Origin of the sequence: Stenotrophomonas sp. SMYL89, assembly GCF_036319985.1 — a bacterium.
GTDB classification, from domain to species: domain Bacteria; phylum Pseudomonadota; class Gammaproteobacteria; order Xanthomonadales; family Xanthomonadaceae; genus Stenotrophomonas; species Stenotrophomonas maltophilia_Q.
The window spans coordinates 116,245-140,021 of the sequence record NZ_JAWIRW010000001.1 but is presented as its reverse complement, the minus strand read 5'-3'; the positions used below and the strand labels follow the sequence as shown (position 1 = coordinate 140,021).

The 23,777-nt window shown below is 68.0% G+C and carries 20 protein-coding genes; 14 read left to right on the top strand and 6 right to left on the bottom strand.

Going from position 1 to position 23,777, the window contains the following annotated elements; genetic code table 11:
* Positions 1 to 256: 256 nt before the first annotated feature.
* Positions 257 to 1,210, top strand: coding sequence for an AraC family transcriptional regulator (locus V3B41_RS00695; protein WP_049429036.1), 954 nt, complete (start codon positions 257 to 259; stop codon positions 1,208 to 1,210).
* Between the two features lie 122 nt (positions 1,211 to 1,332).
* On the opposite strand, the gene V3B41_RS00690 is transcribed toward V3B41_RS00695, so the two are convergent.
* The 3 genes from V3B41_RS00690 to V3B41_RS00680 form a co-directional block, all read right to left on the bottom strand.
* Positions 1,333 to 3,243 carry a CocE/NonD family hydrolase gene (locus V3B41_RS00690; RefSeq protein WP_049429037.1) on the bottom strand — a complete coding sequence of 637 codons (1,911 nt, stop codon included), beginning with the start codon at positions 3,241 to 3,243 and terminating at the stop codon, positions 1,333 to 1,335.
* A gap of 221 nt (positions 3,244 to 3,464) precedes the next feature.
* Positions 3,465 to 3,851, bottom strand: coding sequence for a DUF4440 domain-containing protein (locus V3B41_RS00685; RefSeq protein WP_049429038.1), 387 nt, complete (start codon positions 3,849 to 3,851; stop codon positions 3,465 to 3,467).
* Positions 3,851 to 5,209 carry an MFS transporter gene (locus V3B41_RS00680; RefSeq protein ID WP_049429039.1) on the bottom strand — a complete coding sequence of 453 codons (1,359 nt, stop codon included), beginning with the start codon at positions 5,207 to 5,209 and terminating at the stop codon, positions 3,851 to 3,853. The genes V3B41_RS00685 and V3B41_RS00680 overlap by 1 nt, the downstream gene beginning before the upstream one ends.
* A 105-nt stretch (positions 5,210 to 5,314) precedes the next feature.
* Here V3B41_RS00680 and V3B41_RS00675 point away from each other — a divergent pair, with 105 nt between their 5' ends.
* Positions 5,315 to 6,220: a LysR family transcriptional regulator gene (locus V3B41_RS00675; RefSeq protein ID WP_049429040.1), complete on the top strand. Its 906-nt coding sequence runs from the start codon at positions 5,315 to 5,317 to the stop codon at positions 6,218 to 6,220.
* A 180-nt stretch (positions 6,221 to 6,400) separates the two neighbouring features.
* Here V3B41_RS00675 and V3B41_RS00670 read toward each other — a convergent pair whose 3' ends face one another.
* Positions 6,401 to 9,196, bottom strand: coding sequence for a glycoside hydrolase family 3 C-terminal domain-containing protein (locus V3B41_RS00670; RefSeq protein ID WP_080355000.1), 2,796 nt, complete (start codon positions 9,194 to 9,196; stop codon positions 6,401 to 6,403).
* Positions 9,197 to 9,533: 337 nt separating this feature from the next.
* On the opposite strand from V3B41_RS00670, the gene V3B41_RS00665 reads away from it, so the two are divergent.
* Positions 9,534 to 9,968 carry a glyoxalase/bleomycin resistance/dioxygenase family protein gene (locus V3B41_RS00665; RefSeq protein WP_049429041.1) on the top strand — a complete coding sequence of 145 codons (435 nt, stop codon included), beginning with the start codon at positions 9,534 to 9,536 and terminating at the stop codon, positions 9,966 to 9,968.
* Positions 9,969 to 10,163: 195 nt separating this feature from the next.
* The gene (locus tag V3B41_RS00660; RefSeq protein WP_100443820.1) at positions 10,164 to 10,868 is read left to right on the top strand and encodes an AraC family transcriptional regulator; all 705 of its coding nucleotides are present in this window, start codon (positions 10,164 to 10,166) and stop codon (positions 10,866 to 10,868) included.
* A gap of 9 nt (positions 10,869 to 10,877) precedes the next feature.
* Here V3B41_RS00660 and V3B41_RS00655 read toward each other — a convergent pair whose 3' ends face one another.
* The gene (locus tag V3B41_RS00655) at positions 10,878 to 11,756 is read right to left on the bottom strand and encodes a sterol desaturase family protein (protein WP_238378689.1); all 879 of its coding nucleotides are present in this window, start codon (positions 11,754 to 11,756) and stop codon (positions 10,878 to 10,880) included.
* A gap of 141 nt (positions 11,757 to 11,897) precedes the next feature.
* Here V3B41_RS00655 and V3B41_RS00650 point away from each other — a divergent pair, with 141 nt between their 5' ends.
* From V3B41_RS00650 to V3B41_RS00620, 7 genes are all read left to right on the top strand, one after another.
* Positions 11,898 to 12,848, top strand: coding sequence for a LysR family transcriptional regulator (locus V3B41_RS00650; RefSeq protein WP_180849033.1), 951 nt, complete (start codon positions 11,898 to 11,900; stop codon positions 12,846 to 12,848).
* Between the two features lie 92 nt (positions 12,849 to 12,940).
* Complete coding sequence (locus tag V3B41_RS00645) at positions 12,941 to 13,591, top strand: DsbA family protein (RefSeq protein ID WP_049429043.1); 651 nt, start codon at positions 12,941 to 12,943, stop codon at positions 13,589 to 13,591.
* 35 nt (positions 13,592 to 13,626) lie between these two features.
* A complete protein-coding gene (locus tag V3B41_RS00640; RefSeq protein WP_049429044.1) occupies positions 13,627 to 14,634 on the top strand; it encodes a cyclase family protein in 1,008 nt (335 codons plus the stop codon).
* 220 nt (positions 14,635 to 14,854) lie between these two features.
* A complete protein-coding gene (gene imuA / locus V3B41_RS00635) occupies positions 14,855 to 15,469 on the top strand; it encodes a translesion DNA synthesis-associated protein ImuA (protein WP_049429045.1) in 615 nt (204 codons plus the stop codon).
* Positions 15,470 to 15,478: 9 nt separating this feature from the next.
* Positions 15,479 to 16,888, top strand: coding sequence for a DNA polymerase Y family protein (locus tag V3B41_RS00630; RefSeq protein WP_049429046.1), 1,410 nt, complete (start codon positions 15,479 to 15,481; stop codon positions 16,886 to 16,888).
* A gap of 6 nt (positions 16,889 to 16,894) precedes the next feature.
* Entirely contained in the window at positions 16,895 to 20,005 is a 3,111-nt protein-coding gene (locus V3B41_RS00625) for an error-prone DNA polymerase (RefSeq protein WP_100443819.1), read from the top strand.
* Between the two features lie 81 nt (positions 20,006 to 20,086).
* A complete protein-coding gene (locus tag V3B41_RS00620) occupies positions 20,087 to 20,593 on the top strand; it encodes a hypothetical protein (protein WP_049427137.1) in 507 nt (168 codons plus the stop codon).
* Positions 20,594 to 20,695: 102 nt separating this feature from the next.
* Here the strand turns inward: V3B41_RS00620 and ptsJ are convergent, their stop codons facing one another.
* Positions 20,696 to 21,982: a transcriptional regulator PtsJ gene (gene ptsJ / locus V3B41_RS00615; protein ID WP_329859621.1), complete on the bottom strand. Its 1,287-nt coding sequence runs from the start codon at positions 21,980 to 21,982 to the stop codon at positions 20,696 to 20,698.
* A gap of 76 nt (positions 21,983 to 22,058) precedes the next feature.
* Between ptsJ and V3B41_RS00610 the strand changes: the two genes are divergently transcribed.
* From V3B41_RS00610 to V3B41_RS00600, 3 genes are read left to right on the top strand one after another with little or no spacing between them, the layout of a single operon-like run.
* A complete protein-coding gene (locus V3B41_RS00610) occupies positions 22,059 to 22,832 on the top strand; it encodes a YggS family pyridoxal phosphate-dependent enzyme (protein ID WP_329859619.1) in 774 nt (257 codons plus the stop codon).
* Complete coding sequence (locus V3B41_RS00605; protein WP_049427143.1) at positions 22,829 to 23,530, top strand: glutamine amidotransferase; 702 nt, start codon at positions 22,829 to 22,831, stop codon at positions 23,528 to 23,530. The genes V3B41_RS00610 and V3B41_RS00605 overlap by 4 nt, the downstream gene beginning before the upstream one ends.
* Positions 23,527 to 23,751 carry a hypothetical protein gene (locus V3B41_RS00600; protein WP_049427144.1) on the top strand — a complete coding sequence of 75 codons (225 nt, stop codon included), beginning with the start codon at positions 23,527 to 23,529 and terminating at the stop codon, positions 23,749 to 23,751. Before V3B41_RS00605 ends, V3B41_RS00600 begins: the two co-directional genes overlap by 4 nt.
* Positions 23,752 to 23,777: the final 26 nt, after the last annotated feature.

Sequence of the window (23,777 nt, the reverse complement as noted above, 5' to 3'; positions counted from 1 at the left end):
CATTTTCACTTTGGCCGTAATCGTCAATCGTTTTGACCCTATTGGAATCAAAAGCGCGCGAATCGAGGCGACAATGGGAAACGTTTCCAGTTTCTTCGACACACTCCATTCAACCTGGCGTTTCCCCAGCCATCCAGAGTGCCCACGCCACTGCTTCCCAGCATGCCTGCGCGGGTAACGACCGGATCTGCATCTGCGTTGCAGAGCGCGTGGGCGAGGTAATGCCAGCGTCCACCTCCAAAGTACGTGCCGAGCGATGTCCCGATACTTCACTTTTGCCGATTACCGCCGCTTTGGCCACCGTCATGGCTTCGATTACCGCGCTGACCCGGAACACCTGCGCGACGACCAGTGGGCCGGCCATGGCGAGGTCAACGAGCAATTCCTGCGCGGCGGCATGAGCCTGATCGCCTCCGACGTCCATAATCGCTTTCCTTATGTAGCGACCGCCCAGCAGAGCCCCGGCCTGGCCATCCGCGTGATGCTGCAGGGCCAGGTCGATGTGCGCATTCCGCGACGCGGTGGTTTCACCCTGCGCGCCGGCACGGCGATGACCGCGCACCACCGCGAGCAGGTCGAGATGACCGGTGCGCATCCCGGCGAAACGCGCATGCGCGGCGTCAGCGTCATGGTGCCCGGCCAGATCGATCCGGATCTGTTCCATCTGCCGCAGCTGGAGACCGCGCTCAACAGCCACCTGGAATGCCGCCACTGGGCCATTCCGCATACCCTGCTGCCGGTACTCGGCCAGTTGTTCGACAGCCCATGGGAAGATGGCATCGACGCCTTGTGGCGCGAGGGCGTTGCACTGCAGCTGCTGGCCGTTGGCCTGAAGGCCGAGGATCTGCAGACCGACCATGTACGAACGCTGCGGGCCGGCCAGCGCGAGCGCCTGGAGCGCGTGCGTGCCTACCTGCATGACGACCCCAGCCACGCCCACAGCCTGGTCGAGCTGGCGCAGCTGGCGTGCATGAGCCCAAGTTCGCTGCGCCGTCATTTCGCCCAGCAGTACGGAAGCTCTGTGTTCGACTACCTGCACGAACAGCGCATGCGCCATGCCGAGCAGGGCCTGCGCGAGGACGGCTGGACGGTCGAGCAGGCCGCTGCCGCCAGTGGTTACCGCCACCCCAGCAACTTCGCCGCTGCATTCCGCAAGCGCTTCGGCCTGGTCCCCAGCCGCTGGCGCACGGGCCCCTCGAAGGTGGGGTGAAGACCAGTGCCTTGGTAGGTGTCGACCTTGGTCGACACGCTCTCGCGCCATTGCAGTTGCCGGCCAGCGGCCGGCACTACCGCAGCCGCCGGGCATCGCACACCCGGCGGATCTCACCAACCTCAATACACCGGCAGATCGATGTAGCTGGCCTGCGCCGCACTGTGCCAGACCCGCTGCGTGGCCTTCTGGTAATCGCCCGGCTTGGCCAGGTAGATGTTCGGCACGTAGGTCTGCGGGTTCCGGTCATACAGCGGGAACAGGCTGGACTGCACCTGCACCATCACCCGGTGCCCCTTCTGGAAGGTGTGGTTGGCGTTGGGCAGGTCGAAGCGGTACGGCAGCACCTGGTTGGCCGCCAGCGGCTTCGGATCACTGAAGCTCTCACGATAGCGGCCGCGGAAGATCGCCAGTGACACCGGCAGCTCATAGCCGCCCATCTCCGGCGCCGAGGCCTCCTGGTCCGGATACACATCGATCAGCTTCACCACCCAGTCGCTGTCGGTGCCGCTGGTCGAGGCCTGCAGGTGCACTACCGGCGCGCCGCCGATGCGCAGTGGCGCGGTCAACGGTTCGGTCATGAAAGTCAGCACGTCCGGGCGACCATCGACGAAGCGCTGGTCCTTGACCAGCCAGGTGGTCCACATGTCGCGGTCACCGAAGCGGACCGGACGCGGCACGAACGGCACCGGCTTGGCCGGGTCGGACACGTACTCCTCGAAGTCGCCCTCGCCCGCCGCCGGCGCCTGGAACGCCAGCTTGCCGCCGGCACGCAGGTACAGCGGCTTGCTGCTGGCAGCACAGCCCTTGTCGCAGCTGCGCGGCCAACCCTTCAGGCGATCCCAGTGATTTTCGCCGGTGTTGTAGATCAGCACCGGCGGCGTGTCGGCCTTCGGCGCACCGTCCACCAGGTACTGGTCGAAGAACGGCTTGAGCACATCGCGACGGAACTGCAATGCGGTATCGCCATCGAACTTCAGCGCGCCCAGCTCACTGCCACTGTAGTTCACCTGGCTGTGTCGCCACGGGCCCATCACCAGGTAGTTGCGGTTGTTGCCGCTGTCGCGCCCTTCCATCGCCTGGTAGGCGTGGTTGGCACCCCACATGTCCTCCTGGTCCCACAGGCCCTGCAGCCACATGGTCGGCACCTTCAACGGTGTTTTCGCCATTACCGCGTCCAGCGCCTGGCCCTGCCAGAAGCCGTCATAGGCCGGGTGCTCGACCAGCTTCTTCCACCAGGTCAGCTGGTCCACGCCGGTGAAACGCGCGTAGTCGCCAGCCGAACCGATGCGCAGGAAGGTGCTGTAGTCATCGTAACCGAGGCTGGGCAGTGGCGTACCCTTGCCACGCTTCTCGGTCTGCATCGCGAAATAGTTGAAGTTGACCTGGCGGAATGCACCGTAGTTGAGCCAGTCGTCACCCATCCAGCCATCGACCATCGGGCTCTGCGGTGCGGCCACCTTCAGCGCAGGGTGTGGGTCGGTCAGCGCCATTACCACGGTGAAGCCCTCGTAGGACGAGCCGAGCATGCCGACCTTGCCATTGCTCTCCGGCACGTTCTTCACCAGCCAATCTATGGTGTCCCAGGCGTCGGTGGAGTGGTCGACCTGGGTGTTGTTCAACGGCCCGCGCAACGGCCGAGTCATCACGTAATCGCCTTCGGAGCCGTACTTGCCACGGATGTCCTGGAACACGCGGATGTAACCGCCGTCGACGAACACCTCGTCGCCCTGCGGCAGCAGGTCGCGCATGCGCGGCGAATCACTGCGGCTGGCGCGGCCAGCGGCATCGTAGGGGGTGCGGGTCAGCAGGATCGGGGCATTGCGGGCGCCCTTGGGCACCACGATCACCGTATACAGCCTGGTGCCATCACGCATCGGCACCATCACCACGCGCTTGTCGTAGTCACGACCGACATCAGGGGCAACGAAGGGCTTGCCGCTGATGTCCGGGGTCATCGGCGGGGTATCGGCGGCCAGCACGGTGCTGGACAGGCAAAGGGCAATGGCTACAGCGACGGCACGCACACGCATGGACAACCCCTCCCGGCAGGAAAGCCTCAAGCCTACTCCTGCCTTGAGCCATGAGGTGTGGGCGGACTTTGCATTCTGCGGCGGATGCAGGCAGGACTGATGGCACATGTGCGGCCGGGTAGGCGTGCGCAGACCCGACGCTGTAGAGCCGAGCCCACGCTCGGCTGCTTTTCGGGCAGGTTGCGGTGGCCCCAGCCGAGCCTGGGCTCGGCTCTACAACATCAGGCCGCCGGCACTTCGTGCAGGGCCAGCCAGCGCCAGCACCCGGCTTCCTGCCGCAGCACCGCCAGCGACTCCCGCCAAGCAGGCGTGCCGCCATCGATCGAATGGCCTTCGCGATAACGCAGCACCGCCAACGGTGACGGCGCTTCCACGGCCTGCACGGCCTCGATGCTGATCTGCAACCCGGCGCGCGCGCCATGGCCTCCCACGAACAGCGCCTGCACGGCATCGCGATCCAGCCGCCGCCCTGCGATGCCGACCATGCTGAAGTCTGCGCAGAAATGGGCCATCAGACCATCCAGCGCATCGGTGCTGACGTCGGCACGGAACCAGCCCTGCAGTTTGTCGTGCAGGTGGTGGATTTCATGTTCTGCGGTGGTATCCATCAGGCATTCTCGGGTTGCGGAAAGGAAAGCTGTTGCGGCCGGCGCAACAGCGCCAGGGGCAGCAGGGTAAGTACGGCGGCCAGACCCAGCGCCACGCCGGTGGCATGGGCCGGCAGCCATTGCATGGCCAGTGCCAGCAGCAGCGCGATGGCCGCAGTACCGAGGCAGAAACTGAGCTGGCGGTTGAGGTTCCAGAGGGCACTGGCATCGCCCAGCGCCTCCCCCTCCACGCCATGGAAGGCCAGCGTCTGCGCGGTACTGCTGCACAGGCTGCCGCCAGCGCCCATCAGCGCGAACAACAGCGCGGCCGATGCGAAGGCGGGCTGAGGCAGCAGCGCCATCAATAGCAGCCCACTGGCCTGCAGCAGCATGCCCACGCGCAGTACCGTGGCCGGGCCGAACCGGGCCAGCAGGCGCTTGCTGGCCGTGATCGCGATGGCCGAGGCCAGCGCCCACGGCAGCATCAATGCGCCGATGCGCGCGGCGCTGTAACCGGCCTGGTGCAGCTGCAGCGTGCTGACCAGCTGACTGCCGATGAACACGCCGGGCACTGCCAGATACACCAGCATTGCCAGCCGCAGCCTGCGATGGGACAGCAGCGACCAGCGCAGCAACGGGTGCGCCTGCCGTCGTGCATGCCGCAGGTGGAATGCCGCCAGCAGCAATGCGATCAGCAGCAATGCGGCACCGGCGGCCCGATGGTCGGGTTCGCCCAGCCAGGTCAGCGCCAGCAGCAGCGCGCCCAGCGCCAGCATCGCGGTAGACAGCGCATAGGCCTGCAGGCGCGGCGCACTGCGCGCGCCATCGGCCGGCATCCACGCCAGCACCAGTCCAATCGCCAGCACGGCCAGCGGCAGGCTGGCCCAGAGCACACCGCGCCAGGACAACCACTGCACCAGCAGCCCACCGAGCGCGGGCGCCAGTGCTGGTACCAGCAGCGCAACCAGCAGGATGCGGCGGGTCAGCGCGCCACGCTGGCCCGGCGTGCACTGTCGATAGGCGGCTGCCTGCGCCACGGGAATCAGCAGGCCACCGGCCAGGCCCTGCAGCAGGCGCCAGCCGAGCAGCCAGCCGATTCCTGGCGCTGCGCCAGCCAGCACAGCGGCGACCGCGAACAACAGCAACGCCACCAGCAGCAGGCGACGCTCGCCACAGCGCGCGGCCAGCCACGGCGCCAGCGGAATCACTACGCTCAGGCCCAGCATGTACGCCGTGCCGACCCAGGCCAGGGTGCTGACGTCGGCGTGCAGCTCCGCTGCCAATGCCGGATAGGCCACCGTGGCGATGAACATGTTGCCCAGATCCAGGGCGAATACCAGCAGGAAGATCGCCTCATGGCGCAGGCGGGGGGACGGCATCGGCGGCGCTCCAACAGGGAAGCGGCCAGCATGCCGTGCGGGCCTTGTTGGAAAAACACGACAGCAACTGCAACACTGTCAAATCCACTTTGACAATGAATTGCCATGGTCAGCCTCGATCGCTTCGATATCTTCCGCGCCGTGGTCGAGGCCGGCAGCCTCACCGCAGCAGCCGATCGGCTCGGCCTCAGCCGCGCGGTGGTCAGCTTCAACCTGAAGCGGCTGGAGCAGGAGCTGGGCGTGACCCTACTGCTGCGCAGCACCCGCCACCTGGCCCTGACCGAGGCCGGCGAACAGTTCCTGCAGCACTGCGTGCAGGCGTTGGACGCCGCACAGGCAGCGATCGATGCCGCGCGCCGCGACCAGCATCAGCTGCAGGGCGTGCTGCGCCTGACCACCACGCCGGAGTACGCCCAGCTACGCTTGATTCCTGCGTTGGAGGCCTTCCGTGCGCGGCACCCGGCCCTGCAGCTGCACCTGTCGACCTCACCGGCACCGGCCGACCTGATTCCCGAACGCTTCGACCTGGCCATCCGCCTCGGCCGCCTGCCGGATTCAGGGCTGCATGCCAGCGAGCTGGAACGCCATCCACTGTGCGCGGTGGCGGCTCCGTCCCTGCTCGTACGCCTGCCCTCTGCCGATGCTGCCGATGACCCCGTGCAGCTGGGCACCCTGCCCCGCCTGGGCTACCCGCGCCTGGCCGATGTGCCGGTGGTAGCGCCGGATGGCAGCGACGCCTTGTTTGCCACCAACCCGGGCAATGCGGTAGTGCGCGTAGATGGTGCCAGCAGCCTGCGCGCTTTCGCCGTGGCCGGCGCCGGGGTCACCGTGCTGCCACGTTGGCTGATCGAGGACGATCTGGCCCAGGACCGGCTGCGCCCGGTACTGCGCCAGCACCGCTTCCCGCAGCAGAGCGTGTACGCGGTCTACCCGCACAGCACGCAGCCCTCGCCGAAGGTGCGTCAGCTGATCGATTTCCTGCGCGGGTGGTTCACCGGCACGCCCGGGTGATGACGGCGTCCGCCGGGCGCGGCCTTCTGTAGAGCCGAGCCCACGCTCGGCTCCGCTCTACAACAGCCGAGCATGGGCTCGGCTCTACAGTAGATATCCGGTAGCGCCGGGCCGTGCCCGGCGAGCGCAGCGGCAATCTGCAAACAAACACGGCCCCTTCCGGGGCCGTGTCTTCAGGCATCAGCGCAGCACCTGCTCCACCAGCTGCACGTCCACGCTCTGCAGCGGCTCGGCCGCATTGCGCGACAGCTGCACCTGGTAGGTGCCGCCGTCGATCTTCCACTGGCGCGCCTGTGCATCGTAGTGGGCCAGGGTCTTCGGCTCGGCTTCGATGCGGATGCGGCGCTGTTCTCCCGGCTGCAGGTTCACCTTGTCGTAGCCGATCAGGCGGATCGGCGTGGTGCTGCCGGCCGGCAGCTTCAGGTACAGCTGGGCCACGTCGGCGCCGGCGCGCTTGCCGGTATTGCGGATGTCGACGCTGGCGACCAGGCGCGAACCCTCCACGCTCACCTTCAGGTTTTCATAGGCGAACGAGGTGTAGGACAGGCCGTGACCGAACGCGAAGGTCGGGGTCAGGCCCTTGGCCGCCATCCACTTGTAGCCGACGTTGGCGCCTTCGATATCGAAATCGAACACATCACCGAACGGCTTGGCCGGCTTGAAGCCGAGGCCGTCGATGTGCGGGCGCGGCAGCTGCGATTCGTCCACCACCCAGGTCACCGGCAGGCGGCCGGACGGGTTGGCCTGGCCGGTCAGCAGCGCGGCGATGCCTTCACCGCCGCGGATGCCCGGGTACCAGGCCTGCAGCATCGCCGGCACCTGCGCCAGCCAAGGCGTGCGCACCGGGCCGTTGGTTTCCAGCACCAGCACGGTCTTCGGGTTGGCCTTGGCCACTGCCGAGATCAGGGCATCCTGGTTGTCCGGCAGCTGCATGTCCGGCAGGTCCACCGATTCGGCGGCCCACTGGGTGGCGAACACGATGGCCACGTCGGCCTGCGCGGCTGCCTTGGCCGCAGCGGCGGCATTGCTGCCGTCCACGTACTCGATGGTCGCGTCCGGGCGCGCCGCACGCAGCGATTCCAGCGGCGAGGACGGGTGGAAGATCACCGGGCCCGGCCAGGTGGTCGGCAGCACGCCCGGCACCGCATTGGTGCCCTTGGCGGTCACGCCCACCATCGACGAACCACCGCCACCGATCACGCCCTTGTCGGCATGGCCGCCGATGATGACGATGCGCTTCACGCTGTCGGCAAGCGGCAGCAGGTTGCCCTCATTGCGCAGCAGCACGCTGCCTTCTTCCACTGTACGCTGGGCGACGGCGAAACCGGCCTCGGCATCGACCTTCTGGTGCTGCGGCGGATTGTCGAAGTTGCCATGCAGGAACATCGTGCGCAGGATGCGCGCCACCATGTCATTCAGGCGCGCCTGCGGCACCACGCCACCGTGCACGGCCAGGCGCAGCGGTTCATCGAAGAACACGGCCGCATCGAACACTTCACCGGCCGACTGCTGGTCCAGGCCGGCCAGCGCGGCCTTCGAACCACTGTGCACGCCGCCCCAGTCGGACATCACGAAACCGGGGAACTTCCATTCCTGCTTCAGCACCTGGTTCATCAGGTAGCCGTTCTCGCAGCCGTAGGTGCCGTTGATCTTGTTGTACGAGCACATCGCCACGCCCGGGCGGCCAGCCTCCAGCGCGATCTCGAAGGCCAGCAGGTCCGACTCGTGCATGGCCTGTTCGCCGATGCGCACGTCGTGGAAGTTGCGACGGGTCTCCATGTCGTTCAGCGCGAAGTGCTTCATCGAGGAGATCACGTGCTGGCTCTGCACGCCCTGGATCAGCGCGCCAACCATCGAGCCGGCCAGCAGCGGGTCTTCACCGGCGTATTCGAAATTGCGCCCGTTGCGCGGGTCGCGCTGCAGGTTGACGCTGCCTGACAGCAGGATGTTGAAGCGCTGCTGCCATGCCTCGCGGCCCATCGTGGCGCCACCGGCGAAGGCCACATCGCGGTTCCAGCTGGAGGCGGTGGACGGGCCGGACGGCATGGCGGTGGCAAAGTCACCCGGACGGATACCACCGGGATTGGTCACGCCGACGCCGGCATCGGCCGATTGCTGCGACGGAATGCCCAGCCGCGCCACGCCCGGCACGAAACCGGCCGAACCGACCGCGCCTTCCGGCAGCGGGCCACCGTCCTTGCCCAGCCCGAAATAGCTGTGCAGCATCTGGAACTTCTCGTCCTCGGTCATCGCCTTCAGCAGCAGCGCAGCGCGCGCATCGGCGTTGAGGGTGGTGTCCATCCACGGCCTGTCGCCATGTTTGTCGGCGGCATAGGCCAGGGTCAGCAGGGTGGCGCGCAGGGTACTGCCTTCCACCTTGAACGGCGCACTGCTGGCGGCCTGGAAGCCATCGCTGAAATAGCTGGCATCGGCTTCCAACGCCACACGCGCCGGATCGAAGCCTGCGGCCTTGGCCGATTCACCGGCCACCGCGCCGAGCAGCACCGCCGGTGCACCCAGCCGCGAACGGGTGACCAGCGCCGGCAGCTGCGCCGCACCTGCACCGGCATCGGTATAGACCGCCACGGTGTGGCGGCCGTCGTCCAGGCGCAGGTAGTTCAGGCCCGGCTGGTCGGGGCCGGATTCAGCGGCGATCGGCAGTCGGGTCAGCACGGCCTGGCCGCGCTGGGTCTGGCCATCGTCCTTGCCGGCAGCAATGAAGCGGTACTCGTAGCCCAGGCCATCGGCCAGCACCTGCAGCGGATCGACCTGGCCGATGCCGCGCTGCACCTGGCGCACGCTCACCGCGTCCACCTGCAGGGTCTTCAGCTGGGCGGCCAGGGCCGGCATCGCCTCGTCCGTCGGGGCCTGTTCCAGGGTCAGCACAGTGAACGCGGCGGGGTCGGCCCAGGCCGGGGCGGCCAGTGCGGCAGACAGGGCCAGGGACAGTGCAAGCGGCTTTGTAAACGTTTTCATCGGCAGGCGTAATTCCGTTGCCAAGGCAATCGGTCCAGGGAAAGTGCCGCCGAAGGGTGCAGCGTTCATGCCGCGCAGGGGTTGCCAGGCAACGTCCCGCAGGCCTATGGACGGGCCGGTCTGCGCGCGGGACCCTCCTCCCGGCGTGACAACCTGCCTGCCCAGGCCGCGCAGGGCGGCCCAATCCTGTGAAGATTGTGCGAGGGCGTTCACACCTGTCAACAGGACCTAAGTCACAGGGGCAACCCGGCCAGCGGTTATCAGGCCATCACCGGCGGTCATCAGCGCGCCGCGCGAGGCTGCCGATAATGAGGGTCCCTGGCCACGAACCGAGCCCATGACCGTCCATCGCGACTTCGACCATCTCTGGCGCGACCGCTGTGACACCTCCAGCCAGCGCGCGCCGCGCGTGTTGATCCGGGTGTTCGTGGCCCCGGGGGAGCTGGAGCGCAGCGTGGCCTTCTACGAGCAGTTGCAGGGCGTGGTGGCCGATGCGGGGTTCCCGTTTCCGGAGGCCGGGCTGCGCCTGGCGATGGTCGGTGCGTTCCTGCTGATCGAAGGCAGCGAGGCGGCGCTGGCACCGTTCACTTCGACCACGGGGACACTGCTGGTCGATGACGTCCGGCCCTATCACGACAAACTGGTCGCGGCTGGCGCCGAGATCATCTTCCCGTTGCAGGTGGTACCCACCGGGGCGGCGTTCAACGCGGTGCATCCCGATGGCACGGTGGTCGAGTACGTGCATCACCGGCCGGATCCGCAGGGGCGGTGAGGGTTCGGCCGGGCGGCGCCCGGCACCCGCAGAGGCGACAGCCAAAGCCAAAGCAACAGCCGGGCTCCTGTGGGTAGGCGGGATGGGCCCGCCTTCGACAATTCCCCGCACGGCCTGCTGTAGAGCCGAGCCCATGCTCGGCTGCTCTTCGTCCAACTCTCGGAATATTCGATTTCGATGGAGATTCATCCACGCATGGCGTGGATCTACAATCCCTCCATGTCCTCCCCTGCCCTGCCCTGGAATGGCACGTTGCTGCTGGATGCTCACGTGGCCGTGCTGCAGGGCCATGCCGGTGACAGCGATGTACATGCGCACTACGCCCACCAGCTGCTGTTGAGCGAGGATGTTCCCTGGCGGGTCGAAATCGACGGTGTGCGCCAGCAGGGCCAGCGGCTGTGGCTGCCTTCGTTCCAGCCGCACGCGATCCTGTCGGCGCCGGAGGCGGGCTGCACGGTGTTCCTTGAGCCGGCGCATGCCGACCTCGAACAGATCCAGCAGCACCTGCACGCGCTGCCCGACACTGCGATGGAACTGCAGGACTGGCTGCCGCGATTGAGCCGCGCGCAGCCATTGGACCGGCGGGTGCAGGCAGCGCTGGCCCGTATCACCCAGCACCTGCCCGGCCCGGTGCCGGCCGCCGACATCGCCGAGGCGGCGCATCTGTCGACCAGCCAGCTGCACCGGCGTTTCCAGTCTGACCTGGCGGTGACCCTGCGCGGCTGGGTGCTGTGGCAACGCTTGCGTGCCGCGCTCGCGCACCACCTGCAGGGGCACAGCCTGACCGACAGTGCACATGCCGCCGGCTTCGCCGACCTGGCCCATCTCTCGCGCAGCCTGCGCCGCATGTTCGGCATCGGTGCCGCACAGCTGCAGGGCCTGCAGCTTCACGCGGCCTGACACGTTCGATCATTCGCGCCTGCGCAGGCCTTCGGGCAGCTCCGGCACCTCGCCATGTGGCAGTTCTCGGAACGGCGCCAGCAGCTGCCCGGGGTAATCGCGCGGATAGTCCGGCTGGCTGCCGATGCCGAGGTCGTGCTGACGCAGCCGATAGCCCGGCGCATCGAAGGCGGTCCCCAGCAGGTGATCCCAGGCGGTCAGGAACAGGCCGAAGTTGACGTCGCCCGCGGTGCCGTAACGCATGTGGTGGAAGCGGTGCAGCGGCGCCCAGGCCATCACCCGGCCCAGCACGCCGGGGCGCATGTCCACGTTGGAGTGCTGCAGCAGCAGCTGGATGGCAATGGCGAACGCCAGCACCGCAGCCACCGGCATCGGCAGGCCCACCAGCAGCAGCGGCAGCACGCCGCCCACCGCTTCGGCCGCCTGGTGCAGCGGGTGTTTCATCAGGCCGTTGAAGCCATACATGCGGGTGACGCTGTGATGCACCGCATGCAGCCGCCACAACCAGCCAATGCGATGGCTGGCGTAGTGCACCAAGGTGATGCCGAGATCAGCGCAGACGATGGTCAGCAGCACCTGCAGCGCGAATGGCCACTGCACCGGCCACAACTGCCACGGAATGATCGCCGCAAGCAACGGCACCGCGGCGATCGACAGCAGGTTCAGGCCTTCGTTGACCAGCGCATGCAGGGTGTCACGCAGGCTGTCGCCGTGGTCGTGGTTGAACGCGGGGTCGTACGGCCAGGCACGCTCGGCGGCGAACGAGACCGCGATGGCGACCGCCAGCAAGGCCAGCAACCACAGCGGGTCACCGTGGCAGTGGCCGACCCAGACGACGGCAGCGGCAATGAAACCCAGCAGGAACAACGGGGCATACAGGCGGAGCATCCAGTGCTTCATGGGCAACCCGGAAAGTGAGGGGCCTGCATGCTGGCGCCGCGTATGGGGTGCTGGCTTGAACAAACGGCGCAACCCGCGCGCACCGGGTAGACGCCGACCTTGGTCGGCGCCGCGTTTCCCACATCACGCATGGCGCGGCTCTACAATGGCGCCCTCATCGCGCCCGGGGCCGGCATGGATTCCTTCAACCTGATGCGTGCCTTCCGCCGCATCGTCGAACGCGGCGGGCTGGCCCGCGCCGCCGAAGACCTGGGCATGTCGCCTGCCGGGCTGAGCAAACAGCTGCGCACGCTGGAAACCCACCTGGGCGTGGTGCTGCTGCAGCGGACCACGCGGCGCATGAGCCTGACCGAGACCGGCCACGCCTATTACCGCGAATGCTGCCGCCTGCTCGACGAATTGGACGCATTGGAACGCGGCATCGCCGAGCAGCGTGGCGAGGTGGCCGGACGCCTGCGCGTCAATGCGCCGCAGTCGTTCGCGCTGAGCACGCTGTCGCCGCTGCTGCCACGCTTCCTGCAGCAGCATCCGCAGCTGTCGCTGGACCTGGTGATGGAAGACCGCCTGCTCGACGCGGTCGGTGAGGGTTTCGATGTATCGCTGCGGCTGCGTGCCGAGCTGGATGATTCACGGCTGGTGGCACGCCGCCTGGCCTCGCTGCAGCAGGTGCTGTGCGCGGCGCCGTCCTACCTGCAGCAGCACCCTGCACCACAGGCAGTGGACGATCTGCAGGTCCACAGCGTGCTGGCCTACAGCCTGTCCGACTCACCCGGCAGCTGGCCGCTGCTCGGCCCGGATGGCCAGGTGACGATCACCCTGCCAGCGCGCGTGACCGTCAACAACAGCCTGCTGCTGCGCGACCTGCTGGTGGCCGGCATGGGCATCGGCGCGCTGCCCTCGTTCCTGGCGGCACCGGCGCTGGCCCGTGGCGAACTGCAGCAGGTGCTGCCCGACCACCGCTATCCGCCGCGCTTCGTGCATGCGGTCTATCCCACCTCGCGCCACCTGCAGCCCAAGGTGCGTGCCTTCATCGATTTCCTGCACGCCGAGCTGCCCGGCTGCGCCGGCCTGGATTCGTAACCGCCAGCGAAAACTGAGCTGCCCGCGGCGCGCTGTTTCAGCCACGCCACGCTGCCTACTCTGCCGCCTCCCCTCTCACCGATGGCAGGCAGATGTCTTCCGTTCCGTCCCCCACCACCGCCGTGCCGGTGGTCGATTTCTTCCACGACGTGGTCTGCGGCTGGTGCTTCGTGTTGGCCCCGCGCCTGCAGCAGGTCTCGGCCGAACTCGGCATCCAGGTGCGCCACCGCAGCTTCGTGCTGCAGGACTCGCGCGCGCAGATGGTGGAGGTGTTCGGCTCGATGGAGCGCGCCAAGGCGATCATCCTGCGCCACTGGACCGACTGCGCCGCGCATGAAGACACCGCGCGCATCGATATCGAAGGCATGCGCGCACAGGATTTCGAATATCCCTCCGGCTGGCTCGGCGCACTGGCCTGCCAGGCCGCCGGATTGATGGGCGGCAACAACGCCCATGGCGCGATGTTCGATGCCGTGCAGTGGGCGCACCTGCACCAGCACCGCAACATCGGTGATGCCGAAGTACTGCTGGATATCGCCGAATCGCTGGGCCACCCACGTGGCGCGTTCGCTGACCACATGCATAGCGACGCAGTGTGCCAGCGTGTGCAGGACGATCGTGCCGAAGCCGCTGCCCTTGGCATCCGTTCCATACCCACCGTGATCGGCGGCAACGGCCTGCGCCTGCAGACCCTGCCGCTGCCACACCTGCGCCAGGCCCTGGCGCCCCTGGTCGCGGCCTGAGCCGCACCCTCCCCCACCCTGCAAGGAGACTTCCCATGACCCCACGCATCCTGGCCACCGCGCTGGCCCTGCTGCTGGCCGGCGCCGCCGCGTCCACCACCGTGTCCGCGCACGAACGCGTTCCCTCCGGCCAGCAGGTCGGCACCAGCCCCTGGGGGCCGAAGGACGAGATCGGCCGCCTCAACCTGATCACCGAGGCCTCGCGCGCGGCGATCCTGTCGCGGGTCAGCGGCGGCAAGGCCTATGACCTGGCCACCGAGTACTACGTCGGCATGCCCAGCTGGCAGGATGCCGGCGACCCGCACTACCAGTTCTGGATGACCCACACCCCGCGCGGCACGGTGATGGACGACCCGATGGGCGTGGGCGAGACCATGAACCTCACCCGCAGCTACACCGGCACCGCGTTCTCGATGTACAGCCACACCGGTACCCACATCGATGCGCTGAACCATTTCGGCATCCACGGGAAGATCTGGAACGGCTTCGAGGCCGACAAGCATCTTGGCGACCGTGGCTGGAATGTCACCGGCATCGAGAAATTCCCGCCGCTGATCGCGCGGGGCGTGCTGATCGACGTGGCCGCCGCCAAGGGCGTGGACATGCTGCCGGACAGCTACCGCGTCACCCGCCAGGACCTGAAGGATGCGCTGGCACGCCAGAAGGTGAAACTGCAGCAGGGCGACGTGGTGCTGATCCGCACCGGCCGCATGCGCCTGTTCGAACAGCCCAAGGCGTACATGGCCAACCCGCCGGGCATGGGCCTGGACGCGGCGCGCTTCCTGGTCGAGGACAGCGGCGCGATGATCGTCGGTGCCGACAACCTCAGCTTCGAGACCTTCCCCTCGGAGGTGTCCGACGACTACGTGCCGCTGCACACCTACCTGCTGGCCCAGCAGGGCGCGCCGATCATCGAGCTGGTGGCGCTGGACGAACTGGCCCGCGACAAGGTCTACGAGTTCGCCTTCATCGGCGGCCCGCTGAAGATCCGCGGCGGCGATGCCGCACCGCTGCGACCGGTGGCATTGCCAGTGCGCCCGTAACCGGGAACTGTGGGTGCCGACCTTGGTCGGCACTCCTTTTTACCCTTCAGCAACCTGAAACCGGACCCTCCGATTTCATTAGTAATTTTACTCACAAGGCGAGTAGCATGTCTGGTCTCAGCCCCTGATACCGGCCCGTCGATACTCGCGCCATGCCCGCCGTCTCCGCCCGTTCCTGCCGTTTCCAGCCCGCCCGGCGCCTCCCCTGGAGGGCCGGCTGATGGGTGCCGTCGTCGCCCTCGACCGGCTGCTTGACGGCCGCCAGCTGTGGCGCGGCCCGGCCCGCCAGGGGCCGGCCAGCGACCACCTGGCCAGCGGCCACCCGGCACTGGACGCGCGCCTGCCCGGCGGCGGCTGGCCGGCCAGCGGGCTGTGCGAGGTACTGCAGGGCGCGCCCGGGGTGGGCGAGCTGGCCCTGGTCTGGCCCGCACTGGCGAAGCTGAGCCAGCGCGACCGCCCGATCGTGCTGGTCGCCCCGCCCTATCGCCCGCATGCCCCGGCCTGGGCGGCAGCCGGGCTGGACCTGGCCCAGCTGCAGATCATCCACGCCGCACCGAAACAAGCGCTCTGGGCCGCCGAGCAGTGCCTGCGCTCTGCCGCCTGCGCGGCGGTGCTGTGCTGGCCACACCAGGCCGACGACCGCGCCCTGCGCCGCCTGCAGGTGGCCGCCGACAGCGGCCAGTGCCTGGGCTTCGTGTTCCGCGAGGCGCAGGCGGCGCGCAACCCCTCTCCGGCCAGCCTGCGCCTGCAGCTCGACCACGGCCAGGTGCGGGTGCTGAAGTGCCGAGGCGGTCTGCCGCCGGCGCAGCCGTTGCCGCTGGCCATCGTCCACTGAGGTCGCGCCATGCACTGGGCCTGCCTGTTGTTGCCGCAGCTGGCGCTGGACAGCGTGCTGCGCCTGCAGCCGGACCCGCAGCGGCCACTGGTGCTGCTGCAGGGGCCGGCACAGCGTCGCGTGCTGCGTGCGGTCAGCCCGGCCGCCCGCGCAGCGGGGCTGCGCCCGGGCATGCTGCTGTCGGCCGCGCAGGTGCTGGTGCAGGACCTGCATCTGCACGATTACGACCCCAACGCCGAACAGCACACCCGACAGCTGCTGGCCAGCTGGGCCTACGCTTACAGCTCGCAGGTCAGCCTCGATTTCCCGCATGCGCTGGTGCTGGAGATCGGCGCCAGCCGCGCCCTGTTCGGCGACTGGCTGACGATCCAGCAGCGGCTTCGCAACGAACTGCACGAACTTGGCTTCCGTCACCGTCTGGTGGCCGCACCTACCCCACATGCCGCGCGCGTGCTGGCCAACGTCCACGATGGCCTCGGCATCGATGCGCAGCAGCTGCCGGCGGCGCTGGCACAACTGCCGTTGCCGCGCTGCGGCCTGCCCAGCGAAGCGGTGACCGTACTGGGCCGCTCCGGACTGCGCACGCTGGGTGCGGTGCTCGAACTGCCGCGCGACAGCCTGGCCCGGCGCTTCGCCCCCGAGGTACTGCAGCAGCTGGATGCATTGCGTGGGCTGCCCACCGCGCCACTGCGCTACTACCAGCCACCGGACCGGTTCGATGCGCGCATCGAATTCGAATACGAGATCGAATCCAGCCAGGCCCTGTTGTTCCCGCTGCGTCGCCTGCTGCTGGACCTGGCCGCCTTCCTGTGCTCGCGCGATGGCGGCGTGCAACGCTTCGACCTGCATTTCGAGCATGACCTGCTGCCGGCCAGCGTGCTGACCATCGGCCTGCTGGCACCCGAACGCGATCCCACACTGCTGTTCGAGATCGCGCGCAATCGCATGGAGGCCTTCGCCCTGCCCGCTGGCAGCCGCGCACTGCGCCTGCAGGCCGAGCAGCTGCCGCCGTTCGTGCCCGCCGCACGCGACCTGTTCGATACCCGGCCGGCGCAGGCCATGCCCTGGAGCCAGCTGCGTGAGCGCCTGCGCGCACGGCTGGGCGATGACGCCGTGCAGCCGCTGGCGGTACAGGCCGACCATCGCCCTGAACGCGCCAGTGGTATCCAGCCCCCGACCAAACCGCCCGCTTACTGGCCACTGCGCCCAGGCTGGCTGCTGGACACCCCGCAACCACTGCGTGATCCGCGCCTGCGCATCATCGCCGGGCCGGAGCGGATCGAATCGGGCTGGTGGGACCAGGCCGACGCGCGCCGCGATTACTACGTGGTGGAAACCGCACACGGCCAGCGCGGCTGGGCGTTCCGCACACGCAATGACCCGCATGCGCCGTGGATGCTGCACGGCTGGTTCGGCTGAGCCGCCATGCACAGCGAACTGCCCGGCTACGCCGAACTGCACTGCCTGTCAGCCTTCAGTTTCCAGCGTGGTGCTTCGATCGCCGAAGAGCTGTTCGCGCGCGCCGCCGGCCAGGGCTACCGCGCGTTGGCGATCACCGACGAATGCTCGCTGGCCGGCATCGTGCGTGCCTGGCAGGCGGCGAAGGCGCATGGCGTGGCGCTGATCGTCGGTGCCGAATTCCAGGTCGAGGACGGACCCAAGCTGGCCCTGCTGTGCACCGACCAGGCCGCCTATGCCGGGCTGTGCCAGTTGATCACTACCTGCCGGCGGCGCGCGGCCAAGGGCGAGTACCGTTGCCTGCGCGAGGACCTGCTCGGCCTGCCCGACGGCCTGCTGTGCCTGTGGCTGGACCGGCAACCGGCCGCCACCGATCTGGAACTGCTGCGCGCCGGCTTCAATGATCGACTGTGGCTGGCGGTGGAACTGCACCACGAACACGACGACGCACGCCGCCTGCAGCAGCTGCAGGCCTTCGGCGAACGCCATCACCTGCCGCTGGTCGCCAGTGGCGATGTGCACATGCACGTGCGACGCCGCCGCGCCCTGCAGGACACGCTGACCGCGATCCGCCATCGCTGCAGCGTGGCCGAAGCCGGCTGGCGCCTGTTTCCCAACGGCGAGCGCCACCTGCGCCCGCGCAGCGCACTGGCCCAGTTGTACCCGCCCGAACTGCTGGCCGAGACCCTGCGCATCGCAGAACGCTGCCACTTCACCCTGGAGCAGCTGCAGTACACCTACCCGCGCGAACTGGTGCCGGAGGGGCATGACCCGGACAGCTGGCTGCGCGAGCTGGTCGAAGAAAAGATTCCCTGGCGTTGGCCAGAAGGCATCAAGGACGCACAGCGCAAGCAGATCGAACATGAGCTGGCGTTGATCCGGGAGAAAAACTACGCCTCCTACTTCCTTACCGTGCATGACATCGTGCGCTTCGCCCGCAGCCAGGACATCCTCTGCCAAGGGCGTGGCTCGGCGGCCAACTCGGCGGTGTGCTTCGTGCTGGGCGTGACCGAGATCGATCCTGCGCGCAGCAACCTGCTGTTCGAACGCTTCATCTCCGCCGAGCGCGACGAGCCGCCGGATATCGACATCGACTTCGAGCACGAGCGCCGCGAAGAGGTGCTGCAGTACGTGTTCAAGCGCTATGGCCGCGAACGTGCTGCGCTGACCGCAGTGGCGATCAGTTACCGTGGCCGCAGCGCGATCCGCGACGTCGCCCGCGCACTCGGCCTGCCGATGGACCAGGTCAACGAACTGGGGGCGGCGATGGACCATTGGGGCGGTCATGTACCGCTGCCGGAGACCCTGCGCGAGCGCGGCTTCGATCCGGACACACCGCTGATGCGGCGACTGCTGGCACTGACTGCCGAACTGATCGACTTCCCGCGCCACCTGTCGCAGCACCCGGGTGGTTTCGTGATCTCCGAACATCCGCTGTCGACGCTGGTACCGGTGGAGAACGCGGCGATGGCCGATCGCACCGTCATCCAGTGGGACAAGGACGACCTGGATGCCACCGGCCTGATGAAGGTCGACTGCCTGGCACTGGGCATGCTCACCGCCATCCGCAAGTGCCTGGCGATGCTCAAGCAGCACGGCCTGCACGAAGGACGCATGGATGCGATCCCCGATGAAGACGGTCCGACCTACGACATGATCTGCGCCGCCGACACCATCGGCGTATTCCAGATCGAGTCGCGCGCGCAGATGGCCATGTTGCCACGCCTGCAGCCACGCGAGTTCTATGACCTGGTGATCGAAGTGGCGATCGTGCGTCCCGGCCCGATCCAGGGTGACATGGTGCACCCCTATCTGGAGCGGCGAAGGATCCTGCGCGAGCAAGGCCCGGATGCGCTGAACGATCCGGATAATCCGCTCTATCCATCACGGCTGGAACGCGTGTTCGCACGCACGTTGGGCGTGCCGCTGTTCCAGGAACAGGTAATGCAGCTGGCGGTGGTGGCTGCCGATTACACACCAGGCCAGGCCGATGCGCTGCGCCGCTCGATGGCGGCCTGGAAACGCCGTGGCGGGCTGGAACCGCATCGCGAGAAGCTGCTGTCCGGCATGCTGAAGAACGGCTTCAGCCGCGAGTATGGCGAGCACCTGTTCGAGCAGATCAAGGGCTTCGGCGATTACGGTTTCCCGGAAAGCCACGCCGCCAGCTTCGCCCTGCTCACCTATGCCAGCTGTTGGCTGAAGTGCCACCACCCGGCCGCGTTCACCGCCAGCCTGATCAACAGCCAGCCGTTGGGGTTCTACAGCCCCGATCAACTGCTGCAGGACGCACGCCGCCATGGCATCCGCGTGCTGCCGGTGGACGTGCGCCACAGCGACTGGGACTGCACCCTGGATTTCAGCAAGGGCGCGGCGTCGATCCGGCTCGGCCTGCGCCTGATCGACGGCTGCAACGAAGCGGCCGTGCAGGCCATCATGCGCGAGCGCGCGCGGCGGCCGTTCGAGGACGTCGGCGACCTGTGCCAGCGCACCGCCCTGGACCGCCGCCACCAGGGCCTGCTGGCCGATGCCGGTGCGCTGCGTGGGCTCAGCGGCCATCGCCATCGCGCACGCTGGGATATCTCCGGCGTGGAGAACCGGTTGCCCTTGTTCGACCAGGCGCGTGCCACCGCCGAGGCCCGCGTGCCGTTGCCGCTGCCCAGCGCATGGGACGACATGCAGGCCGATTACCGCAGCACCGGCACCACCCTCGGCCGCCATCCGATCTCGTTCCTGCGCACGCAGCTGCGCAGCCGTGGCTGCCTGGATGCCGCACAACTGGCGGGGCACGGCCATGGCCGCCGCGTGCGCATCGCCGGCCTGGTACGCATGCGCCAGCGCCCGCAGACCGCCAGTGGCGTTACCTTCCTGACCCTCGAGGACGAGACCGGCATGGTCAATGCGGTGGTCTGGCGCCACCTGGCCGACCGCCAGCACCGGGTGCTGGTCGACACCCAGCTGATGCAGATCGATGGCCGCCTGGAACGCGTTGATGGCGTGCAGCATGTCATCGTGCAGCGCATGCATTGCCTGGATGAGCTGCTGCAGGGACTGCGCAGCCACAGCCGCGATTTCCACTGACGATACACATCGTCACACAACGAACTGGCCTTTTCCCGCTGGCATCCGCTATCGTCGGCACATCCAAGGAAGGACGACCCGATGCCCCGTGCGCTGCTGCTGACCACCCTGGTGGTCTCGACCCTTGCCCTGCTCGTTTCCGGCTGGACCGCCTGGAGCCTGCATCGCAGCCAATCGCCAGAGCGGATCATCGAAGCGCGCGGCCTCGTCATCCGCGACGCAGGCGGCCAGCCGCGGGTGATCCTTGGTGCGCCGGTGCCGGACCCCCTCAGCAAGGGCCGCACCCAAGGCCCGCGTGCCACCGCGCTGTCCGGCCTGATCCTGCTTGGGCCCGACGGTTCCGAGCGCGGCGGTTATGGCACCAGCGACCGCGGCGGCGAAGCCCTGCTCACTCTGGACGATGCCACCGGCACCACCGAAGTCTTCAAGGTCGTCGCCAACCCGGACCGTGGCGCCAGCCTGATGGTCAAGCACCAGAACAACACCGGCGCCATGCTCACGTCCTGGCAGGGCAAGCCGGAGCTGATGTTCGTCGATGACAGTGGCCAGTCCTACTACGTGCGCCCGGGCGCGAACGCCGCGCCCTGACCTGCTTGTGTAGAGTCGAGCCATGCTCGACTGCTTCTATCAACAGCAGCCGAGCATGGCTCGGCTCTACAAAGGCGAAGCAACGTCGGGCATGGCTCGACGCTACACCCCACACACCGCCGCCAGATCATCGGCCAGCTGCCGCAGCTGCGCCGCCCCCAGCGCCGCGCAGGTGAGGCGCAGGCCATGCCCCGGTGCTGCCACCGCGAACACTTCGCCCGCGCGCACATGCCATCCGCGCGAAGCCAGCGCCAGCACCTGCGGATGGCTGTCAGCCTGCAGCGGCAGCCACAGGTTCAATCCTTCCATCGGCTGTGGCGTCGGCACGCCACGCGCCCGCAGCAGTTCCTGCAGCGACTGCAACCGCTGCTGGTAACACTTCCCCGCCGAGACGATCTTCGCCCGTTGCGACGCCGACGCCAGTACCGACGTCGCCGCATCCTGCAGCAGGTGACTGACCCAGCCAATACCGGACGCCAACCGCAACCGCAGCCGCATCGCAGTCTCTTCATCGCAGGCCAGCCAGGCCAGCCGCAGGTCCGGGCCCAGCGGCTTGGACAGCGAGCGCAGCAGCGCCCAGCGCCGGCCATCCAGCGGCAGCACCGAGTGATAGGCCTGCTGCGAGAGCAGTGCGTAGTGATCGTCGATCAACACCGCCACCTGCGGATAGGCGGCCAGCAGCTGGCGCAATGCGCGTGCCCGCTTCGCATCCAGGCTGGCACCGGTCGGATTGTGCGCCCGTGGGGTCAACAGCACCGCACGTGCGCCGCTCTCCAGTGCCTGCCGCAGCGATTCGACCTGCATGCCGTGTTCATCCACCGCCACCGGCAACGGCGCGTGGCCCACAGCATTGAGCACATTGAGGCTGCCGAGGAAGCATGGATCTTCCACCGCGATGCGATCGCCCGGCAGCAGCCACGCCGCCAGCAGGCGTTCGATGCCATCGACCGCGCCATGGGTCAGCTCCAGCGCATAGCCCTCGGGGCAGTCCACATCCAGCGAGGCCCGCGCCAGCGCCTGCAACCGCGGATCGACCGTGCCCACGCCATACAGCCGTGGCGCGGCCGGCGCCAGGCGCAGACTGGGCAACAGGCGCGGATCCGGATTGCCACCGGCCAGGTCACGCAGGGCCAGCCCGGGCACACTGCCCTCGCGCGCCAGCGTCGGCGGCAGGCCACGCACCACCGTGCCGCGCCGGCCTGCGGTGCTGGCCAGGCCCGCCGCATCCAATCGCTTGTAGGCGGCGGCCACGGTATTGCGATTGACCCCCAGCTGATCGGCCAGATCGCGCACCGGCGGCAGCACGCTGCCGGCTGGCAGACGGCCCTTGCCGATGCCATCGCGGATGCTGTCGAAGATCGACTCGGCGCTATGCCCGGTGATTTTCATTTTGTCCTATGCCAAAATAATTCTTGTCCTGTGCCAGTGTATCCCACCCTGGCCGCCCTGCATTGGAGGTGCCCGCATGCCCCTTGCCGCCGCCGACTGGCCCGTCGCCCAGTCTGTTGAACAGATCGCCGCCAACCTGGTCACGGTGCGACAACGCATCGCCGATGCCTGTGCCCGCGTAGGCCGGGATCCGGCCAGCGTGCGCCTGCTGCCAGTCAGCAAGACCGTCGATGACGCCCGCATCCGCATGGCGGTGGCCGCCGGCTGCCACGAACTGGGCGAGAACAAGGTGCAGGAGGCACAGCGCAAGGCCGAGACAATGGCCGACCTGGGCGTGCACTGGTCGGTGATCGGCCATCTGCAGACCAACAAGGCACGCTACGTGGCGCGCTTTGCCAGCGAGTTCCAGGCGCTGGACAGCCTGCGCGTAGCCGAGGCGCTGCAGCAGCGCCTGCAGCTGGAAGACCGCACGCTGGATGTGTTCGTGCAGGTCAACACCTCCGCCGAACCCAGCAAGTACGGCCTGGAACCCGATGCCGTCGGGGCCTTCGTGCAGCAGCTGCCAGTCTTCGACAGGCTACGCGTGCGTGGCCTGATGACCCTGGCCATCTTCACTCCCGAAGTCGAACGTGTGCGCGCGTGCTTCGTGCGCCTGCGTGAACTGCGCGACCAGCTGCAGCATACCGCCCCACCCGGCATCGACCTGTCGCAGCTGTCGATGGGCATGTCCGGGGACTTCGAAGTGGCCATCGAGGAAGGCGCCACCGTAGTCCGCGTCGGCCAGGCCATCTTCGGCGCCCGCGCCACTCCGGACAGCTTCTACTGGCCGAACAACGGAGCCCCGGCATGAAGAACGCGGTTGTCCTGCAACACGTTGCCTTTGAAGACCTCGGCACCCTGCAGCCACTGCTGTTGGCGCAGGGCTGGCAACTGCAGGTGCTGCAGGCTGGTGTAGATGCACTCGATCCGGCCGAAGCGGCTGACCTGCTGGTGGTGCTGGGGGGGCCGATCAGCGTCAACGATGTTGATCTTTACCCGTTCCTCAACGACAGCATCGCGCTGTTGAAGGCGCGGTTGCAGCAGCAGCGGCCCACGCTGGGCATCTGCCTCGGCGCGCAGCTGATGGCGCGAGCGCTGGGTGCCAGCGTTGCCCCCAGTGGCGGCAAGGAGATCGGTTTCGCGCCCCTGCTGCTCACCGATGAGGGCCAGCGCTCGCCGCTGCAGGCACTGCAGGGCATTCCGGTACTGCACTGGCACGGCGAGGCGTTCGAGCTTCCAGCCGATGCACGCCGCCTGGCCAGCACGCCGGCCTGCCGCCACCAGGCCTTTGCTATCGGTCAGCACGCGTTGGCCCTGCAATGCCATCCGGAACTGGATGCCCGCCAGTTCGAGCGTTGGCTGATCGGCCACACGCTGGAGCTGGCCCAGGCCGGCATCGACCCCAACGACCTGCGCGCGCAGGCACGCCGCTATGGCGCACCACTGGCCGCAGCCGCTACCGCGATGTTCGACCACTGGCTGCAGGACCTGCAGGAGATACCGCGATGAACTACCGGTTGCAGATCCACCGCAACGGCGCCTACTGGGGCCACTTCGACTGCAGCGGACCTGATGCCCTGCAGCGCATGGACAGCATCGCCGCGCAGCTGCCTGCCCACCAGGGCTTCCAGTTGAAGCGGCAGAAGGGGGTCGGCGAAGAGCGCATCCTGTCCAGCAATGCCGACGGACTGCGTGTGCTGGCCGCGCAGATCCAGTACCGCGATCTCTGACGATCGTCACGGTAGTGCTGGCCGCA

Coding starts and splice junctions, on each gene's coding strand:
- V3B41_RS00695 (WP_049429036.1), top strand. CDS start 257: ATGTCCCGATACTTCACTTTTGCCGATTACCGCCGCTTTGGCCACCGT.
- V3B41_RS00690 (WP_049429037.1), bottom strand. CDS start 3,243: ATGCGTGTGCGTGCCGTCGCTGTAGCCATTGCCCTTTGCCTGTCCAGC.
- V3B41_RS00685 (WP_049429038.1), bottom strand. CDS start 3,851: ATGGATACCACCGCAGAACATGAAATCCACCACCTGCACGACAAACTG.
- V3B41_RS00680 (WP_049429039.1), bottom strand. CDS start 5,209: ATGCCGTCCCCCCGCCTGCGCCATGAGGCGATCTTCCTGCTGGTATTC.
- V3B41_RS00675 (WP_049429040.1), top strand. CDS start 5,315: ATGGTCAGCCTCGATCGCTTCGATATCTTCCGCGCCGTGGTCGAGGCC.
- V3B41_RS00670 (WP_080355000.1), bottom strand. CDS start 9,196: ATGAAAACGTTTACAAAGCCGCTTGCACTGTCCCTGGCCCTGTCTGCC.
- V3B41_RS00665 (WP_049429041.1), top strand. CDS start 9,534: ATGACCGTCCATCGCGACTTCGACCATCTCTGGCGCGACCGCTGTGAC.
- V3B41_RS00660 (WP_100443820.1), top strand. CDS start 10,164: ATGGCGTGGATCTACAATCCCTCCATGTCCTCCCCTGCCCTGCCCTGG.
- V3B41_RS00655 (WP_238378689.1), bottom strand. CDS start 11,756: ATGCTCCGCCTGTATGCCCCGTTGTTCCTGCTGGGTTTCATTGCCGCT.
- V3B41_RS00650 (WP_180849033.1), top strand. CDS start 11,898: ATGGCGCGGCTCTACAATGGCGCCCTCATCGCGCCCGGGGCCGGCATG.
- V3B41_RS00645 (WP_049429043.1), top strand. CDS start 12,941: ATGTCTTCCGTTCCGTCCCCCACCACCGCCGTGCCGGTGGTCGATTTC.
- V3B41_RS00640 (WP_049429044.1), top strand. CDS start 13,627: ATGACCCCACGCATCCTGGCCACCGCGCTGGCCCTGCTGCTGGCCGGC.
- imuA (WP_049429045.1), top strand. CDS start 14,855: ATGGGTGCCGTCGTCGCCCTCGACCGGCTGCTTGACGGCCGCCAGCTG.
- V3B41_RS00630 (WP_049429046.1), top strand. CDS start 15,479: ATGCACTGGGCCTGCCTGTTGTTGCCGCAGCTGGCGCTGGACAGCGTG.
- V3B41_RS00625 (WP_100443819.1), top strand. CDS start 16,895: ATGCACAGCGAACTGCCCGGCTACGCCGAACTGCACTGCCTGTCAGCC.
- V3B41_RS00620 (WP_049427137.1), top strand. CDS start 20,087: ATGCCCCGTGCGCTGCTGCTGACCACCCTGGTGGTCTCGACCCTTGCC.
- ptsJ (WP_329859621.1), bottom strand. CDS start 21,982: ATGAAAATCACCGGGCATAGCGCCGAGTCGATCTTCGACAGCATCCGC.
- V3B41_RS00610 (WP_329859619.1), top strand. CDS start 22,059: ATGCCCCTTGCCGCCGCCGACTGGCCCGTCGCCCAGTCTGTTGAACAG.
- V3B41_RS00605 (WP_049427143.1), top strand. CDS start 22,829: ATGAAGAACGCGGTTGTCCTGCAACACGTTGCCTTTGAAGACCTCGGC.
- V3B41_RS00600 (WP_049427144.1), top strand. CDS start 23,527: ATGAACTACCGGTTGCAGATCCACCGCAACGGCGCCTACTGGGGCCAC.